Genomic DNA, 17,047 nt, shown 5'->3' with positions numbered 1-17,047 from the left:
GTTCTCAAACAACACGCCGCCCGGCTTCAGGCAACCCCGCCACTATACTCGGTTTCCGGAGTTGAGTCAACTCCGAGATTTTCGGGGCTTCCGGAAGGACTTCCAGACTGTCGGTAGTTCCGCGGTCCGCAGTCCCTCCGGCCCGACCTATATTACACGTTCTATCTCAGCACCCAAATCGGCTAGATATTCCACGAACAACGGGTACCCGCGATCGATGTGGTAGACGTCGTGGACCTCGGTCTCACCGTCTGCGACCAGGCCCGCAAGGACCAAACCGGCGCCGGCGCGGATGTCGGAGGCCCAAACGGGTGCACTCGAGAGCTGCGGCAGTCCACGCACCACCGCATGGTGGCCGTCGGTACGCGCATCGGCTCCGAGTCGGATCATCTCCTCGACGAACCGGAATCGGGCTTCGAAGACGTTCTCGGTGATCATCGACGTGCCGTCGGCAATCGCTGCGAGGCCGATCGCCATCGGCTGCAGATCGGTGGGGAATCCGGGAAACGGCAAAGTCGCCACGTTGACGGCCTTGGGCCGCTCGTACTGCACCACCCGGAATCCGTTGTCGGATTGGGTGACGGTCGCGCCCGCATCGTGCAACTTGTGCAGCACAAGCTGTAGGTGAGCCGGGTCCACACCGGTGACGGAGATGTCGCCGCGGGTCATTACCGCCGCAATCGCCCAGGTCGCGGCCACGATCCGGTCGCCGATCACTTCGTGTTCGGTGGGGTGCAGCCGCGGCACCCCGGTGATCTTCAACGTTGGGGAGCCGGCACCTTCGATCTGGGCGCCCATCTGGTTGAGCATCGTGCAGAGATCGGCGACATCGGGTTCGCGCGCCGCGTTGTGGATGGTCGTGACACCTTCGGCCAGCACCGCTGCCATCAAGATGTTCTCGGTGGCGCCCACCGACGGGAACTCCAGCTGGATCTCGGCGCCGCGCAGCTTCTCGGCGTGCGCCACCACGCAACCGTGCTCGATATTGCAGGTGGCTCCCAGTTGTCGCAGGCCGGCCTGGTGCATGTCGAGCGGGCGCGAGCCGATCGCGTCACCGCCCGGTAGTGCGACCTTCGCCTTCAGACACCGGCCCACCAGGGGTCCCAGCACACAGACCGACGCCCGGAACTGGCGCACCGCGGCGAAGTCCGCGTCGTACTTGGGTTCGTCGGGCGAGGTGATACGCACCGTGGTGCCGTCGAGTTCGACATTGGCGCCCAGCCCGCGCAGCACCTCGGCCATCAGGGGCACGTCCAGAATGTCCGGGCAGTTGGTGATGGTGCTGGTGCCCTCCGCCAGCAAGGCCGCCGCCATCAGCTTCAGGACGCTGTTCTTAGCGCCACCGACGGCGACTTCACCGGACAATCGGTTACCCCCGGTAACCACGAAACGCTCACCCACTCGCGTCAGTGTAGTGACGACGCGAGCCCTGTCCCGACCAATCCGGGCTTCGGCCGAAGCGAGGATGGCACCGGTTCACTCCCCCGGTACGGTTTGGGCTATGGCAGTGCACATCACTCGCGTTTACACCCGTACCGGCGACGACGGAACGACCGGCCTGAGCGATTTTTCTCGCGTACCCAAGACGGATCCCCGGCTGGTGGCCTACGCCGATGTCGAGGAGGCCAACGCCGCGATCGGTGTCGCGATTGCGCTCGGCCAACCCGCCGAGGCGGTGAGCGCCACGCTGCTGCGCATCCAGAACGACCTGTTCGACGCGGGCGCGGATCTGGCCACACCGGTCGCCGAGAACCCGAAGTACCCGCCGCTGCGGATCACCGCCGAGTACGTCGACCGGGTGGAGGCGTGGTGTGACGAATACAACGAACAGCTGGCCCCGCTCAACTCGTTCATCCTGCCGGGCGGCTCACCGCTCTCGGCACTGCTGCACGTGGCTCGAACCGCGGTGCGCCGGGCCGAGCGCTCGGCCTGGGCGGCACTCGACGCCTACCCGGACGGCGTGTCGGTGCTGCCGGCGAAGTATCTGAATCGGTTGTCGGACTTGATGTTTGTGTTGTGCCGAGTGGCCAATACCGACGGCGACGTGCTCTGGAAGCCAGGCGGCGAACGCACCGACGGTCCCGAAAAGTAATCGGCACCAACAACGTTCGCTTGGTCAGTAGCTCCGACGCCGGGCCCGCGGCGACGGGCGCGCCTCCAGCCAGGACAGGAAGGCGGTCCGCGCGCCGCGGTCCAGCGCTATCTCGAAGCCGGCCCGACGCTCCTGGGTGACATCGCAGAGTTCGAGCACCACGATCTCGTCGGTCATGATGTCGAATTCATCGCCCCGGGGGGCGCGGCGCGCCACCACGTCCACACCGCGTCGACTGAGCCGACGATCCGGCCACAGCCGCACGCTGGAAAGACGGTAGAAAGCCGCTTCACCGCCCCGATAGCGGACCACGCCATGACGCCAGCCATGGCCGCCCACGGCCGGAAGGTCGCGCATGATGGCGGCGGTACCGCCTTGCCGCAGCTTCCACAGCCGATAGCTCAGCGCGACAACCGCGCCTAGGAGAACGGCGACGAGCACGACCATAAAGATCATGGGCGTGCTCATCGATTCACGCCTTTTTAGTCGATCACACCCAGGGCACGCAGCCTGGCCCGTCCCCGTGCAGCCATCTTGGGGTCGCTGGACTGGGCTTCGTGCCGTGCGGACGCCTCGTCGATCTCTGAGGTGAAGTCGACGGCCTCAGCCAGGATGCTGACACCCTCTTCGGTCACCGACAGGAAGCCGCCGTGCACGGCGAGCCGCAGCTCGTCCTCTTCGACCCGGTCGACCCGCACCATGGCGTCGTCAACGAGCTCGGCAACCACCGGGATGTGCCCCGGAAGGATACCGATCTCACCGACGGTGGTCCGGGTGAAGATGAAGGTGGCCTTGCCGGACCACACCTTGCGATCGACCGCGACGATGTCGACATCTAGCTCTGCCATTACCCACCGCCTTTCGTCATCACCGGATTCCGGGTCACAGCTTGGCGCCCAGGCTCTCGGCCTTCTTGGCCAGGTCATCGAGGCCACCGATCAGGAAGAACGCCTGCTCGGGCAGGTGGTCGAAGTCACCCTTGGTCAGCCGGTCGAAGGCCTCGATGGTCTCCTTCAGCGGCACCGTCGAGCCGGGCTGACCGGTGAACTGCTCGGCGGCCATCATGTTCTGGCTCAAGAACCGCTCGATACGCCGTGCCCGGCCGACCAGCTGCTTGTCCTCTTCGGACAGCTCGTCGATACCGAGGATGGCGATGATGTCCTGCAGGTCCTTGTAACGCTGCAGGACCCGGATGACCTCCTGGGCGACGCGGTAGTGGTCTTCACCGACGATGGCCGGGTCCAGAATGGTCGAGCTGGAGGCCAGCGGGTCCACCGCCGGGAAGATGCCCTTGGAGAACACCGCACGGGACAGCTCGGTGGTGGCATCCAAGTGCGCGAACGTCGTCGCCGGCGCCGGGTCGGTGTAGTCGTCGGCGGGCACGTAGACGGCCTGCATCGAGGTGATGGACCGACCACGGGTCGAGGTGATCCGCTCCTGCAGCTCGCCCATCTCGTCGGCCAGCGTGGGCTGGTAACCCACGGCCGAAGGCATGCGGCCCAGCAGGGTCGAGACCTCGGAGCCGGCCTGGGTGAACCGGAAGATGTTGTCGATGAACAGCAGCACGTCCTGGCCCGCCTCATCGCGGAACCACTCGGCCATGGTCAGGGCCGACAGCGCCACGCGCATACGAGTGCCCGGCGGCTCGTCCATCTGGCCGAACACCAAGGCGGTGTCCTTGAGCACGTTGGCGTCCTCGAGCTCGACCCACAGGTCGTTGCCCTCACGGGTGCGCTCGCCGACGCCGGCGAACACCGAGGTGCCACCGAAGTTCCGGGCGATACGGTTGATCATCTCCTGGATAAGCACGGTCTTGCCCACGCCGGCGCCACCGAACAGGGCGATCTTGCCGCCACGCACGTACGGGGTGAGCAGGTCGACGACCTTCAGGCCGGTCTCGAGCATCTCGGTGCGCGGTTCCAGCTCGTTGAAGGCCGGGGGCTTCCGGTGGATGCCCCAGTGCTCGAAGTCTTCGCCGTAGCCCGGCTTGTCGAGGCACTGTCCGAGGGCGTTGAACACGTGGCCCTTGACTTCGTGACCCACTGGCACCGAGATCGCGGCACCGGTGTCGGTGACCTCGGTGCCACGCACCAGGCCATCCGTGGGCTGCATCGAAATGGTGCGGACCAGGTTGTCACCCAGGTGCTGGGCGACCTCCAGGGTCAGGGTCTTGGCCAACTCCGAGAAGGAGATCTCCGCGTGCAGAGCGTTGAACAGCTCAGGCACCGCGCCCCGGGGGAACTCGACGTCGACGACGGGGCCGGTTACGCGCACCACGCGGCCGGCGGTTGTCTTGTCAGCGGTAACAGTCATTATCTTCTTCGCTTCCTAGTACTTACCGGGGGCTTACCGAGAGGCGTCGGCGAGGGCATTCGCACCGCCGACGATTTCGCTGATTTCCTGGGTGATCTGAGCCTGGCGCTCGCGGTTGGCCTCAAGGGTCAACGCTTTGATCAAGTCGTCGGCGTTGTCGGTCGCCGACTTCATAGCGCGCTGGCGCGAAGCCAGCTCCGAGGCCGCCGAGTCGAGCAGCGCGGCATACACGCGGGTGGTCAGATACCGCGGCAGCAGCGAGTCGAACAGCGTGGTGGCGTCCGGCTCGAAGGAGTATAAGGTCCGGACGCCGGGATCTTCTGGTCCGACGTATTCCACCAGCATCGGGGCGATCCGACGCGCTTCGGCCGACTGCGACAGCATCGAGCGGAAGTCGGTCGACACGATGTGCAGTTCGTCGACGCCCAGGACACCGTCGGTGCCCGGGTGGTCGCCGTCGTCGTCGGCGCCGGCCAGGAATGCCTCAACCAGGGTCGAGGCGATCGTGGCCGCGTTCTCGTACGTCGGCTGCTCGGAGAATCCGGTCCAGGAGTCGGTGACCGCCCAGTTCCGGAACGAGTAGTAGGCCAGCGCCTTGCGGCCGACGACGTAGAGCACCGGGTCCTTGCCCTCCGAGCGGAGCAGAGAGAACAGTTCCTCTGCCCGGCGGAAGACGTTGGCGTTGTAGCCGCCACACAGACCACGGTCGGACGACACCACCAGGACTCCCGCCCGCCTGGGCTCGCTGCGCTCGACCAGCAGCGGGTGGTCCAGGGCCGCCTCGGCGGCCAACGTGGTGAGCAGCCGGGTGATCTCGTCGGCGTACGGCCGAGCCGTTTCCAGCCGGTTCTGCGCCCGGCCGATACGCGAGGTGGCGATCAGCTCCTGGGCCTTGGTGATCTTCTTGATCGACCCGGCTGAGCGGATTCGCCCGCGTAGTTCGCGAAGTGTGGCTGCCATAGCGGCGTTACTTCTTCTTCACCGGCGCGGCCTTGCGGACCTGCACCGCTTCCTTGCCGAGCTTGTCCTCGTCGAGCGCTTCAACGTGCTCGTCGGGAACCACCGAGCTGCCGTCCGAGGCGGCGAAGCCCTTCTTGAACTGGTTGATCACGGCAACCAGCTTCTCGCTGGCCTCGTCGGAGAGCTTCTTGGACTCGCGGATCCCGGTGAGGAGGTCGTTCTCCGAGGCCCGGATGTGGTCCAGCAGCTCGGATTCGAAGCGGCCCACGTCCTCGACCGGCACCGAGTCCAGGTGGCCTTCGGTACCCAGGAAGATCGAGACCACCTGCTCCTCGACGGGCAGTGGTGCGTACTGCGGCTGCTTAAGCAGCTCGACCAGGCGTGCACCACGCTCCAGCTGCGCCTTCGAGGTGGCGTCCAGGTCGGAGGCGAACGCGGCGAAGGCCTCCAGCTCGCGGTACTGCGACAGGTCCAGACGCAGCGAGCCGGCCACCTCCTTCATCGCCTTGATCTGCGCGGCGCCACCGACCCGGGACACCGAGACACCGACGTTGATGGCCGGCCGAACACCCTGGTTGAACAGGTCGCTCTCCAGGAAGCACTGGCCGTCGGTGATCGAGATGACGTTGGTCGGGATGTAGGCCGAGATGTCGTTGGCCTTGGTCTCGATGATCGGCAGACCGGTCAGCGAACCGCCACCCAGCTCGTCGGAGAGCTTCGCGCAACGCTCCAGCAGACGCGAGTGCAGGTAGAACACGTCACCCGGGTATGCCTCGCGGCCCGGCGGGCGGCGCAGCAGCAGCGAGATGGCGCGGTAGGCCTCGGCCTGCTTGGTCAGGTCGTCGAACACGATCAGCACGTGCTTGCCCGAGTACATCCAGTGCTGGGCGATCGCCGAGCCGGTGTAGGGGGCCAGCCACTTGAAGCCGGCGGAGTCCGAGGCGGGCGCGGCGACGATCGTGGTGTAGTCCATGGCGCCGCCCTCTTCCAGCGCGCGACGCACGCTGGCGATGGTGGTGCCCTTCTGGCCGATCGCGACGTACACGCAGCGAACCTGCTGGTTCGGGTCGCCCGTCTCCCAGTTCTTGCGCTGGTTGAGGATGGTGTCCACACAGAGGGCGGTCTTGCCGGTCTTGCGGTCGCCGATGACCAGCTGACGCTGGCCGCGGCCGATCGGGGTCATGGCGTCGACGGCCTTGATACCGGTCTGCAGCGGCTCGCTGACGCTCTGACGCTGAACCACCGAGGGGGCCTGCATCTCCAGCGGACGACGGGTCTCGGCTTCGATCTCGCCGCGGGCGTCGATCGGCTGTCCCAGCGGGTTGACGACCCGACCGAGGAAGCCGTCGCCGACCGGCACCGAGAGCACCTCACCGGTCCGCTTGACCTGCTGGCCCTCTTCGATGTTCTCGAAGTTGCCCAAGATGACCGCACCGACGTTGTGCTCGTCGAGGTTCAGGGCCACGCCCAACACCCCGCCGGGGAACTCGAGGAGCTCCTGGGTCATCACCGAAGGAAGGCCCTCGACGTGTGCGATGCCGTCGCCGGCGTCGATGACGGTGCCGACCTCCTCGCGCGCGGTGTCGGCGCTGAAGGAGGTCACGTACTCCTCGATCGCCCCCTGAATGTCGTCAGAGGAGATTGTCAACTCTGCCATGGCTTTTCGTCTTCCTGCCTTCGAATGGGTATTGGGCTCTGAGACCTGGTAGGTCCGGGTCGGTCTTGATCAGTCGGGCAATTGCGTCTTGGCTGCGGCGAGACGCGACGACAGCGTGCCGTCGATCACCTCGTCACCGACCGAGATCGTCAGCCCGCCCAGCAGTGCCGGGTCGACACCGACCTGCACGCGGACCGGGTGGCTGTAGATCCGGCTCAGCACCGTATTCAGCCGGGTGCGCTGGGTGTCGCTGAGCTCCGCGGCCGCTCCGACGTGTGCCACCAGCTCGCCACGACGTGCCACTGCGATCTGAGCAAGCTCGGTGATCGCCTGATGTGCGGACTGGCCACGCAGCAGCCGTACGGTCTGCTCGAGCAGCGCCACCGCGATCGGGTTGGCACCGCTGCCACTACCGATGACGTTGCGCAACAACCCGACCCGGCCAGCGGCCGGAGTCGCGGTGTCGCCGAGCAGGATGTCCAGCCGGGGCTGGGCGTCCAGCACGCGGGAGAACCGGAACAGCTGGTCCTCCACCTCGTCGACGGTGCCGGCACTCTCCGCCGACAGCAGCAGTGCCTGCCGGGCGACGTGCTCGACGGCGGTGACCAGGTCCGCGCCGTTGGACCAGCGGGCCGACGCCGCGTCGGTCACCAGCGTCAGGGCGGCGGCACCGACCTTGTCGGCGAACAGGCGCTGAACCAGACGCACCTTCGGTGCCGCGTCGTCGGTGGGCACGGTCAGGTGCCGCGTGACCACGCTCTCGCGTTCGAGCAGTTCGGCGACGGCGGTCAGGTCATCTGCCAGCGCGGCCAAGCCCTGCTGGTCCAGGCCACCGGCCACCTCGCCGAACTTGTCCAGCAAACCGGCCAGCGCCTGACGGCTGGCCGAACGCATCCGGACCAAGATCGGCGATTCGACCTCGACGGACTTCGGCGCCATGGCGTCGAGTTCGTCGAGGAACCGGTCCACCGTCGCGGACTGCCGCTGCGGGTCGGCGACGTGCGCGCGAACCAGGTCGCCCGCCCGCTGCACAGCTTCGGCGCCCAAGCCTGACCGCAGCTCACGGATGAGTTGCGCCCGCAGGAGACCGACCTGCTGTCCGCCGGTGGTCTTCACGCGCTCGGCTTCGGCACTGGCCTGGCTGCGCAGTTGCTCGGCGATCCGCTCGGCGTCCGAGCGGGCCTCCGCGGTGACCTGCTGCGCTTCGGTCGCGGCGTTGGCCAGTGCCGTGGAGTGCGCCTGACCGGCTTCGGTCAGACGAGCGGCGGCTGCTGCCGCCTCCTCCAGCTGCTTGCGCACCGACTCCTGCTGGTCGGCCATCAACTTGCGCACCGGTGGCACGACGAACTTGACCAGCAGCCACACGATGATGGCAAAGCCGACCAGCTGCCCGATGAAAATCGACATCTCTGTTGCTACCGCCCCGTACTCGCCGCGGAAAGTGCCTCGACGTCAACGCCGAGGATCCGGCTGGCCAAGGTGGCAGACAGTGTCTCCACCCGGGCCTGCAGCTGCTCACTCACCGCATCGCCTTCTTGCTTGAGCTTGTCGGTGGCGGCCTGCAATGTCGAGGCCACCTCCGCCTCGGCCGCCGACCGCTGCTCGTCGATCACCTTGCGGCCCTCGGCGCGAGCTTCGTCCCGTGCCGTGCTTGCCTCAAGGCGCGCCGCCGCCATCTGCTTCTCATAGTCGGCATCGGCGGCCGCGAACTGCTCGGCGGACTCCCGATTGTCGGCGAGAGTCTTGGTGACCATGTTCTCGCGCTCCCGCAGCACCTTCATGATCGGCGGCACCACGAAGGTACTGATCACGGCGAGCACGATCAGGAAGATCGCGAGCACGACGAAGAAGGTGCCGTCGGGAATGAGGAAGCTCTTCTTCGGGCCTTCCTCAGCCGCCTCGCTCAAGGCGAGGACAGCAACGCTCATGTCACCCATCTTGTGCGTTACTGCTGTGCGGCGATCGGGGTGGCGAAGACGAACAACGCCATGAAGGCCAGGTTGATGAAGTAGGCCGCTTCGACCAGACCAACCGTGATAAAGAACGGGGTGAACAGGCGACCCTGAGCTTCGGGCTGACGGGCGATACCGGCGATCAGCGCGTTACCGGCGATACCGTCACCGATACCGGCGCCGATGGCACCGCCGCCCATGATGAGACCGCCGCCGATGAGGGCACCAAGTCCGATCAGATTGGGATCTGCCATTTCATTCCTCCTTGCTAGCTGGTAGTGCTCTACCAGGTCTGATGTGGTCGTGCAGGTGGTACTAGTGGTGGTCTTCTTCGAGCTCCATGGCCTGACTGAAGTACAGGATGGTCAGCAGCGCGAAGATGAACGCCTGGATCAGGCCGACGAACAGGTCGAAGGTCTTCCAGATCGCGTTCGGCGCGACCATGAAGTAGGGCCCGAGCAACGCGATCAGGCTGACCAGGATGCCGCCGGCGAAGATGTTGCCGAACAGACGCAGCGACAGCGAGACCGGCTTGGCGACCTCTTCGACCAGGTTGATCGGCGCCAGGACGGCAACGTGGCCCTTGAGCAGCCGCAGCGGGTGGCCGAGGAAGCCCCGGCGCCAGAATCCGGCCAGGTGGTAGCCGCAGAATACGAAGAGCGCCAGCGCCAGCACGAAGTTGATGTCGCCGGCGGCAGAGGTAATCAGCTCATGGATGCCGTGCTCGTCGGCGTACTGCACCGGCAGCACCGACAGCCAGTTACAGACCAGGATGAAGACGAAGATCGTCACCGCCAGCGGCAGAACGAACGGGGCGATCTTCATCCCGATGGCACCCTCGATCTGGTTGCGCATCTGGATGGTGATCGCCTCGAAGAACAGCTGCACGCCGCTGGGAACCCCGGTCGAGGTGACCTTGGCGCGCAGGAAGAGCGCCAGGGCGATCACGATCACCGCTGCGATCGCGGTGGAGGTGATGGTGTCGATGTTGACCTCGCCGACCAGCGGCCATACCGCGGTCTCGTGGTGGCCGACCTCGATGGCCCCCTCAGCCAGGATCGACTCAGTCATTTTTCGTCCCTTCAGCGCCGGACTCTGCCGCTTGCGCGCGGAGCTTTTTTACCACTGGCAGCATGGTGGTCAGCACCAGCACTACCTCGAACAGGGCCAATCCGAACAGTGCGCCGAGGCCCTCTGGACGGAACTGGTAGGCGATAGCCAAGCCGATCACGCTGATGACCAGCAAACGAGTCGCCGAATTCAGCGCCATCTTCTTCTTCAGCGGATGGTCGGAGGCGGTGATCTTCAGCGCCGACCGGCGAATCAGCAGTGCGTTGCCCAGGCCGAGCGCCAGACCCAGCCCGAAGAACACTCCGAAGAGCGGTCGGCCGAATTGGGCAGCCGCAGCGACAGCGGCAGCGGTCAGAGCGACACAGATCAGTGACAGCCGGATCGGCTGGAACACCACCGACGGCAACACCAACGGCGCATCCTGCGCTGGTGTCGTCACCGCCTCACCCCAATCTGAATCTGCCCTGCGTCGTGATCGTGCAGTCGCCCGCCGAGCGTATCGGATGCCCGAACGCACTGTGGAACCACCTACAACACCATCTTAGACGGTGCTACTACCGCGTGTCGTAGGGGTCGTCTTCCGAGGCGCCTCCCCGGCGTAGTAACGGGATGAGCGTAACGACAATCGCGATGAGCATGGCAGCCAACATCACCGCCCCGGTGTAGCGCGGGTCGAAGAAGATGGTGCCGGCCGCCCCGAATGCGACGATCGCCGTCCACAAGTAGATCAGCAGCACCACCCGGCGATCGGAATGGCCGATCTGCAGCAGTCGGTGGTGCAGGTGCATCTTGTCCGGGCTGAACGGGCTGAGCCCGGCGCGGGTACGACGGATGATCGCCAGCAGCACGTCCAGCGCCGGCACGCACATCACGGCCGCCACCAACAGGAACGGCGACAGCAGCGCGAACACGTCGCGTGCGCCGTACGCCGTTTGCGAGATCGGACCGGCGGCCGTGGTGGACGCCGCGGCCAGCATCAGCCCGATCAGCATCGAACCGGAGTCGCCCATGAAGATCTTCGCGGGGCTGAAATTGTGTGGCAGGAAACCCAGACAAGCGCCGGCCAAGACCACCGAGATCAACGCCGGCGGGTAGAACAGCACGTCACCGCCGTGGTCCTGCAGCACGCCGACCGAGAACATGCAGATCGCCAGTGCGGTGATCAGCCCCAGGCCGGCAGCCAGCCCGTCGAGGCCGTCGACGAAGTTCATCGCGTTGACGATCGAGACCGTCAACGCCAGCGTCAGCAGGATCGACGACACCTGGTCGAGCACCACGGTGCCGACGCCGCCGATCGGGATGTAGAGCACGCTCCAGGCCACACCCATGGTGACGAGCACGCTGGCCGCGGTGATCTGGCCGGCGAACTTGGTCAGGGCGTCCAGGCCCCACTTGTCGTCGAGCAGACCGATTCCCATGATGACGCCGCCGGCCAGCACCACCGCCGGCATGCCGGTGGAGTAGACGAAGCCGCGGGTCAGGGCCGGCAGCTGCGAGGCCAGGAAGATGCCCGCCACGACGCCGACGTACATCGCCAGTCCGCCCATTCGCGGTGTGGGCTGCACGTGGACGTCGCGTTCGCGCGGGTAGGCGACCGCCCCGATCCGGGTGGCCATCCAGCGGACGGGCCCGGTGGTGAAGTAGGTGATGATGGCCGCGGTCAGGCCCACCAGAGCGAGTTCTCGCAGCGGCACGCCGGCGCCGCGGTCGGCCAAAGCCAGCAGGCTGGTCACGGTGTCCCCGTCAGCGAGTCCGGATCCAGCCCCAGCACGGCACCGATCTGTTCGGCGGAGACCGGGCCGGTCCGCACGATCCGCGGTGCGGGGCCGGTGAGATCCACGATCGTCGAGGCCGCACCCTGTTCGGCCGGCCCGGCGTCGAGGTAGACGTCGACGGACTCTCCCAGCTGACTTTGCGCTTCGCCGGCCACGACGGCGGGCGATCCACCGGAGACGTTGGCGCTGGACACTGCCATCGGGCCCACCGCCTTGAGGACCTCCAGTGCCACCGGATGCAGCGGCATGCGCACCATGACCGTGCCGCGGGCTTCGCCGAGGTCCCATTGCAGCGACGGGGCCTGGGTGACGATCAGGCTGAGCGCACCCGGCCAGAAGGCGCGGATCAGTTCACGGGCGGTCTGCGGCACGATCAGGGCCAACCCGTCGATGGAGTTCCACGATCCCACCAGCACGCCCACCGGCATGTCGCGGCCGCGCCGTTTGGCCGCCAGCAGCGCGGTGACCCCGGCGGCGTTGAAGGCGTCGGCACCGATGCCATAGACCGTGTCGGTCGGCAGCACCACCAGGCGACCACCGCGCACCGCGTCGATCGCCGCCGCGATTCCGGCCGCACGCTGGTCAGCATCGGAGCAGTCGAAAACCTCTGTCATGGTTGATCGTTCCTGATCGCCGTCACGAACCGGAGCCGCCCAGTCAGGTCGGGCCGGGAAACTACCTCGTCAAAAAAGCCGGTGCCGAACACAGTGTGGACGGTGGCCGTCGGCGTGGTGTCGTCATGTTCGACGGCGAACAGCCCACCCGGGCGCAGCAGTCGCGCTGCGAGGTGGGCCAGCGGGGCGATCACCGACATACCGTCCGGTCCGCCGAACAGCGCGTGCTCTGGATCATGCTGGGCCACTTCGGGATCCAGCGCCGCACCGTCGGGGATGTAGGGCGGGTTGCTCACCATCAAGTCCACTTGACCGTCGAGCTCCGACAGCAGCCCCGGCGTGGTCACATCGGCGTGGATCAGCTCCACCGACGTTCCGGCGCAGTTGCGCTGTGCGTAGTCCAACGCGGGTTCCGAATCCTCGACCGCGAGGACACGGGCGCCGGGAAAGCTGCGGGACAACGCAATCGCCAGCGCACCGGAACCGGTGCAGGCGTCGACGATCACCAGATGCGAACCGAGCGGTTGAACCGCAGCCCGTTTCAGCACCCAGTCGAGCAGGGCTTCGGTTTCCGGTCGCGGGATGAACACCCCCGGACCGACCTGCACCAGCACCGGGCCGAAAGCCGCGGTGCCGATCAGGTGCTGCAGCGGGATCCGAGAGCTGCGGGCGGCAACCAATTCCCGGTAGCGGCTGAAGAACTCGTCGCCGAGTGGATCCAGCAGCGCCAGCCGGCCGCGGTCAGTGCCGGCCGCATGGGCGGCGAGCTCTTCCGCGTCATAGCGGGCGGAGTCAATCCCGGCATCAGCGAAAAGCGCTGCAGCGGAGTCGATCGCGTCCCGTATGCGGCTCACGCCGTCCCCTGTAACCGGGTTTCCTTATCGGCGGCTGCCAGCGCATCGAACATCGGATCGAGATCCCCGTCGAGGACCTGGTCGAGGTTGTGCGCCTTGTAGCCGATGCGGTGGTCGGTGATCCGGTTCTCCGGGAAGTTGTAGGTGCGGATGCGCTCGCTGCGGTCCACGGTGCGGATCTGGCTGGCCCGATCGGCCGAGGCATCCGCCTGGGCCTGCTCCTCGGCCACCGCCTGCAGCCGGGCCGCCAAAACCTGCAAAGCACGGGCCTTGTTCTGCAGCTGCGACCGCTCGTTCTGGCAGGTGACGACGATCCCGGTCGGCAGGTGGGTGATACGCACCGCGGAGTCGGTGGTGTTGACGCCCTGGCCGCCCTTGCCCGAGGACCGGTAGACGTCGATGCGCAGGTCCGACTCGTCGATGGCGACCTCGCCGACCTCTTCGGGCTCGGGGTAGACCAGTACGCCGGCCGCCGAGGTGTGGACGCGGCCCTGCGACTCGGTCACCGGCACCCGTTGCACGCGGTGCACACCGCCTTCGAACTTCATCCGCGACCACACGCCGTCGGCGCTGTCGCCCTTGCTCGCGATGGTGAGGGTGGCGTCCTTGTAGCCGCCGAGGTCGGACGTGGTCTCGTCGAGGACCGTCACCTTCCAGCCCTGGCGTTCCGCGTAGCGGATGTACATCCGGGCCAGGTCGGCGGCGAACAACGCCGATTCCTCGCCGCCTTCGCCGGATTTGACCTCGAGCACGATGTCGTCGGCGTCGTGCGGGTCGCGGGGCGCCAGCATGTCGGTGAGCGCGGTGTCGAGTTCGGCGACGCGCGCCTCAAGCTCCGGTATCTCGGCGGCGAACGACGCGTCGTCGGCGGCCAGTTCCCGGGCGGCCTCGAGGTCGCCGCGAGCCGACTCGAGCTTGCGGTGGGTGACGATGATGGGCGCCAGTTGGGCGAAGCGCCGACCGGCTCGTCGCGCCTCGGCCGGATCGTTGTGCAGTTCGGGATCCGACAGCTGCGTTTCCAGGGCGGCATGCTCGGCCAGCAGGGCGTCGATCCCCTGAATGCTCTGGGTCATCTCACCTCCATCCCCGAACGCAAGCCGACGCCCGGATGACGTGCTGGCACGTTCCGGGCGTCGGTGAGGGAGCTACTTGTCGTCGGCTGCCGCTGCAGCGGCACCGGCGTTGCGCTTGCCGTAGCGCTTCTCGAAGCGCGCGACCCGGCCGCCGCTGTCCAGGATCTTCTGCTTGCCGGTGTAGAACGGGTGGCACTGCGAGCAGACCTCGACCACGATGTGGCCGCTCTCCTTGGTGCTGCGGGTCGTGAAGGTGTTGCCACAACCGCAGACCACGGTGGTCTCGCCGTAGGCGGGGTGAATGCCAGTTTTCATGATGTCCTCTTCGATCGTCGGTCGCCGGGTCGCCCGCCCTGCGGGGCGGACGTGAACCGGAACCTGAGGTGTTCGATTATGCCAGCTGCGCTGTCGGCTCCCAAAACGCCGGGAGGCTCCCCGCTATTCCTGCGGTCAGCGGGGTCTCGGTACCCCGCTGAGACTGCAGCGAGGGTTGTGATCGGGTCGCGATCACAGCCCTGACTGCAATTTCAGCAGGTGGACAGCCCGATCAGTCGTTGTCCATTCCCGGGGTGGTCTTGGACACCTGCACCAGGAACTCGTAGTTGTTCTTGGTCTTGCGCAGCTGACTCATCAACAGGTCGATGGCCTGATGCGAGTCCAGACCGGACAGCAGGCGACGCAGCTTGTGCACGATCGCGAACTCGTCCGGCGAGAGCAGCAGCTCGTCCTTGCGGGTGCCCGACGGGTTGACGTCGACGGCCGGGAACACCCGGCGCTCGGCGATCTTGCGGTCCAGCTTGAGCTCGGCGTTGCCGGTGCCCTTGAACTCCTCGAAGATCACCGTGTCACCGGTGGAGCCGGTCTCCACCATCGCGGTGGCGATGATGGTCAGCGAACCGCCGTCCTCGATGTTGCGGGCCGCGCCCAGGAACCGCTTGGGCGGGTAGAGCGCGGTGGAGTCCACACCACCGGACAGGATGCGGCCCGACGCCGGGGAGGCGTTGTTGTAGGCACGACCCAGCCGGGTGATCGAGTCCAGCAGCACGACCACGTCCTTGCCCTGCTCGACCAGGCGCTTGGCCCGCTCGATGGCCAGCTCGGCGGCCTGGGTGTGGTCTGACGGCGGCCGGTCGAAGGTCGAGGCGATGACCTCACCCTTGACCGAGCGCTGCATGTCGGTGACTTCTTCGGGACGCTCGTCGACCAGCACCACCATCAGGTGGCACTCCGGGTTGTTGCGGGTGATCGCGTTGGCGATGTCCTGCATGATCGTGGTCTTACCGGCCTTGGGCGGCGAAACGATCAGCGCGCGCTGCCCCTTGCCGATCGGCATGATCAGATCGATGACGCGGGTGGTCAGCTTCTCCCCCGAGGTCTCCAACCGCAGCCGCTGGTTCGGGTACAGCGGGGTCAGCTTGGTGAAGTCCGGACGGTTCCGGGCCTCTTCGACCGGGCCGCCGTTGACCGAGTCCAACCGCACCAGCGGGTTGAACTTCTGCCGCTGGTTGGGCTGGTCGCCGTCCCGGGCCACCCGCACGGCGCCGGTCACCGCGTCGCCGCGGCGCAGCCCGTTCTTGCGGACCATGTTCATCGAGACGTAGACGTCGTTGGGTCCGGCCAGGTAGCCCGAGGTGCGCACGAACGCGTAGTTGTCGAGCACGTCGAGGATGCCGGCGACCGGCTGGACCACGTCGTCCTCGCGCAGTTCGGCTTCGCCGCCGGCAGCGCCGCCTTCGCCGCCACGCTCGCCACGACGGCGCCGGTCCCGGAAGCGCCGGCCGCGCCGGCCACCGCGTCCCTCGTCGTCGTCGCCACCGCCGCGGTTGGACTGGTCGCCGCCGTGGTCGTCGTTCTTGGACTGCGCGCCTTCATCGGCCTTGGCGTCGGTCTTGGCGCCCTCGCGCTCACGCCGACCACCGGACTGCTCCGCCTTGTCGTCGTTGCGGCCCTGCTTGCGCGACTCACCCTGGGCCTCGGCCTCGGCGGGCTTGTCCTGCTCTGCCGGCTTGTCGGCCTCGCCGCCATTGGCAGCGGGTGAGCCGGTCGCACGGCTGGCGCCACGGCGCTCGCGTCGCGGCGGTGCCGCGGGGGCATCCGCTTCGTCTGCCGGGGGCGTCTGTGCAGTGTTGGCCGCGCCGTTGGCCGGCAGTTCGGTGGCGGGCTGGGACTTGGCCGCGTCCCCGCCGCCGTTGCCGCCGACCTCGCGGATCGCGGCGATCAGTTCGCTCTTGCGCATCCCGGAGGAGCCCTTGACGCCCACGCGGTTGGCCAGCGCTCTCAGCTCGGGCAACACCATCGCCGACAGCGAGTCATCGGAGGAGGTGGGGGCGGCACCGCGGTCGGGCGCCGAAGCGGGAGCGGACTCGGTCGCGGCCGGCGCCGAGGCAGTCTCCGGGGCGGACGGCGCGGCGTCACTACCGCCGGCGGCTACGTCCTGGCTGTTCTCGGGACTACTGGGAGGGTTCGGCAACGAATCCTGGTCGGTGCTGCCTTCAGCCGTGAAGAGGTCCGTTTCGGTCACGGATTTCCTTTCTTCCCTCGTCGGTTTTCTCACGCGAGGGGCTTGGTTGCATTCAGCGGACTCGCCGAGTGCGTGTCACCGTCGACTGTGTAACGGTGTAGCCCGTATCGACGGCGTCGTAACACAAACCGTCAGCTACGGGAAGAATTTGGTGGCATCCCGGTT

18 protein-coding genes are annotated in these 17,047 nt (G+C 66.9%); 1 reads left to right on the top strand and 17 read right to left on the bottom strand.

From position 1 onward, the window contains the following. Positions 1-147: 147 nt before the first annotated feature. The gene (murA, locus tag N416_RS0112000; protein ID WP_024442348.1) at positions 148-1,401 is read right to left on the bottom strand and encodes a UDP-N-acetylglucosamine 1-carboxyvinyltransferase; all 1,254 of its coding nucleotides are present in this window, start codon (positions 1,399-1,401) and stop codon (positions 148-150) included. Between the two features lie 100 nt (positions 1,402-1,501). On the opposite strand from murA, the gene N416_RS0111995 reads away from it, so the two are divergent. Further along, complete coding sequence (locus N416_RS0111995; protein WP_024442347.1) at positions 1,502-2,092, top strand: cob(I)yrinic acid a,c-diamide adenosyltransferase; 591 nt, start codon at positions 1,502-1,504, stop codon at positions 2,090-2,092. 24 nt (positions 2,093-2,116) lie between these two features. Here N416_RS0111995 and N416_RS0111990 read toward each other — a convergent pair whose 3' ends face one another. The 16 genes from N416_RS0111990 to rho form a co-directional block, all read right to left on the bottom strand. Then, positions 2,117-2,560, bottom strand: a complete 444-nt coding sequence (locus N416_RS0111990; RefSeq protein ID WP_036457775.1) for a DUF2550 domain-containing protein — start codon at positions 2,558-2,560, stop codon at positions 2,117-2,119. Between the two features lie 14 nt (positions 2,561-2,574). Then, positions 2,575-2,940 carry a F0F1 ATP synthase subunit epsilon gene (locus N416_RS0111985; protein WP_024442345.1) on the bottom strand — a complete coding sequence of 122 codons (366 nt, stop codon included), beginning with the start codon at positions 2,938-2,940 and terminating at the stop codon, positions 2,575-2,577. A 34-nt stretch (positions 2,941-2,974) separates the two neighbouring features. After that, positions 2,975-4,405 carry a F0F1 ATP synthase subunit beta gene (gene atpD, locus N416_RS0111980; RefSeq protein WP_024442344.1) on the bottom strand — a complete coding sequence of 477 codons (1,431 nt, stop codon included), beginning with the start codon at positions 4,403-4,405 and terminating at the stop codon, positions 2,975-2,977. Between the two features lie 33 nt (positions 4,406-4,438). Further along, entirely contained in the window at positions 4,439-5,365 is a 927-nt protein-coding gene (locus N416_RS0111975) for a F0F1 ATP synthase subunit gamma (RefSeq protein ID WP_024442343.1), read from the bottom strand. A 7-nt stretch (positions 5,366-5,372) separates the two neighbouring features. After that, positions 5,373-7,022 (bottom strand): F0F1 ATP synthase subunit alpha, encoded by a 1,650-nt coding sequence (atpA, locus tag N416_RS0111970; RefSeq protein ID WP_024442342.1) that lies wholly within the window; start codon positions 7,020-7,022, stop codon positions 5,373-5,375. A 69-nt stretch (positions 7,023-7,091) separates the two neighbouring features. Then, complete coding sequence (locus tag N416_RS0111965; protein WP_024442341.1) at positions 7,092-8,429, bottom strand: F0F1 ATP synthase subunit B/delta; 1,338 nt, start codon at positions 8,427-8,429, stop codon at positions 7,092-7,094. A gap of 8 nt (positions 8,430-8,437) precedes the next feature. Next, positions 8,438-8,959, bottom strand: a complete 522-nt coding sequence (locus tag N416_RS0111960) for a F0F1 ATP synthase subunit B (protein WP_024442340.1) — start codon at positions 8,957-8,959, stop codon at positions 8,438-8,440. A gap of 8 nt (positions 8,960-8,967) precedes the next feature. Further along, complete coding sequence (locus tag N416_RS0111955) at positions 8,968-9,228, bottom strand: F0F1 ATP synthase subunit C (protein ID WP_019735417.1); 261 nt, start codon at positions 9,226-9,228, stop codon at positions 8,968-8,970. 61 nt (positions 9,229-9,289) lie between these two features. Continuing rightward, positions 9,290-10,045, bottom strand: coding sequence for a F0F1 ATP synthase subunit A (atpB, locus tag N416_RS0111950; protein WP_024442339.1), 756 nt, complete (start codon positions 10,043-10,045; stop codon positions 9,290-9,292). Next, on the bottom strand, positions 10,038-10,484 hold the full coding sequence (locus N416_RS0111945; RefSeq protein ID WP_024442338.1) for a hypothetical protein: 447 nt from the start codon (positions 10,482-10,484) through the stop codon (positions 10,038-10,040). The genes atpB and N416_RS0111945 overlap by 8 nt, the downstream gene beginning before the upstream one ends. Positions 10,485-10,599: 115 nt before the next feature. Beyond that, positions 10,600-11,778 (bottom strand): glycosyltransferase family 4 protein, encoded by a 1,179-nt coding sequence (locus N416_RS0111940; RefSeq protein ID WP_024442337.1) that lies wholly within the window; start codon positions 11,776-11,778, stop codon positions 10,600-10,602. Next, positions 11,775-12,434: an L-threonylcarbamoyladenylate synthase gene (locus N416_RS0111935; RefSeq protein WP_024442336.1), complete on the bottom strand. Its 660-nt coding sequence runs from the start codon at positions 12,432-12,434 to the stop codon at positions 11,775-11,777. The genes N416_RS0111940 and N416_RS0111935 overlap by 4 nt, the downstream gene beginning before the upstream one ends. After that, positions 12,431-13,288: a peptide chain release factor N(5)-glutamine methyltransferase gene (gene prmC, locus N416_RS0111930; RefSeq protein WP_024442335.1), complete on the bottom strand. Its 858-nt coding sequence runs from the start codon at positions 13,286-13,288 to the stop codon at positions 12,431-12,433. Before prmC ends, N416_RS0111935 begins: the two co-directional genes overlap by 4 nt. After that, entirely contained in the window at positions 13,285-14,361 is a 1,077-nt protein-coding gene (gene prfA, locus N416_RS0111925) for a peptide chain release factor 1 (RefSeq protein WP_024442334.1), read from the bottom strand. Before prfA ends, prmC begins: the two co-directional genes overlap by 4 nt. A gap of 72 nt (positions 14,362-14,433) precedes the next feature. After that, on the bottom strand, positions 14,434-14,676 hold the full coding sequence (gene rpmE / locus N416_RS0111920; protein ID WP_024442333.1) for a 50S ribosomal protein L31: 243 nt from the start codon (positions 14,674-14,676) through the stop codon (positions 14,434-14,436). Positions 14,677-14,908: 232 nt separating this feature from the next. After that, a complete protein-coding gene (gene rho / locus N416_RS0111915) occupies positions 14,909-16,882 on the bottom strand; it encodes a transcription termination factor Rho (RefSeq protein WP_024442332.1) in 1,974 nt (657 codons plus the stop codon). Between the last annotated feature and the right edge of the window lie 165 nt (positions 16,883-17,047).

The sequence above is a fragment of the Mycobacterium sp. UM_WGJ genome, from assembly GCF_000455125.1.
GTDB lineage: Bacteria > Actinomycetota > Actinomycetes > Mycobacteriales > Mycobacteriaceae > Mycobacterium.
The sequence above is the reverse complement of the archived record's forward strand: the minus strand, read 5'-3'. Positions and strand labels throughout refer to the sequence as shown.

What these genes read in the sequence shown, in the direction of transcription:
- N416_RS0111965 (WP_024442341.1), bottom strand. Translation starts at nt 8,429, where the DNA reads ATGTCGATTTTCATCGGGCAGCTGGTCGGCTTTGCCATCATCGTGTGG.
- N416_RS0111960 (WP_024442340.1), bottom strand. Translation starts at nt 8,959, where the DNA reads ATGGGTGACATGAGCGTTGCTGTCCTCGCCTTGAGCGAGGCGGCTGAG.
- N416_RS0111985 (WP_024442345.1), bottom strand. Translation starts at nt 2,940, where the DNA reads ATGGCAGAGCTAGATGTCGACATCGTCGCGGTCGATCGCAAGGTGTGG.
- atpB (WP_024442339.1), bottom strand. Translation starts at nt 10,045, where the DNA reads ATGACTGAGTCGATCCTGGCTGAGGGGGCCATCGAGGTCGGCCACCAC.
- atpD (WP_024442344.1), bottom strand. Translation starts at nt 4,405, where the DNA reads ATGACTGTTACCGCTGACAAGACAACCGCCGGCCGCGTGGTGCGCGTA.
- atpA (WP_024442342.1), bottom strand. Translation starts at nt 7,022, where the DNA reads ATGGCAGAGTTGACAATCTCCTCTGACGACATTCAGGGGGCGATCGAG.
- N416_RS0111955 (WP_019735417.1), bottom strand. Translation starts at nt 9,228, where the DNA reads ATGGCAGATCCCAATCTGATCGGACTTGGTGCCCTCATCGGCGGCGGT.
- N416_RS0111990 (WP_036457775.1), bottom strand. Translation starts at nt 2,560, where the DNA reads ATGAGCACGCCCATGATCTTTATGGTCGTGCTCGTCGCCGTTCTCCTA.
- prfA (WP_024442334.1), bottom strand. Translation starts at nt 14,361, where the DNA reads ATGACCCAGAGCATTCAGGGGATCGACGCCCTGCTGGCCGAGCATGCC.
- rpmE (WP_024442333.1), bottom strand. Translation starts at nt 14,676, where the DNA reads ATGAAAACTGGCATTCACCCCGCCTACGGCGAGACCACCGTGGTCTGC.
- N416_RS0111975 (WP_024442343.1), bottom strand. Translation starts at nt 5,365, where the DNA reads ATGGCAGCCACACTTCGCGAACTACGCGGGCGAATCCGCTCAGCCGGG.
- N416_RS0111995 (WP_024442347.1), top strand. Translation starts at nt 1,502, where the DNA reads ATGGCAGTGCACATCACTCGCGTTTACACCCGTACCGGCGACGACGGA.
- N416_RS0111935 (WP_024442336.1), bottom strand. Translation starts at nt 12,434, where the DNA reads ATGACAGAGGTTTTCGACTGCTCCGATGCTGACCAGCGTGCGGCCGGA.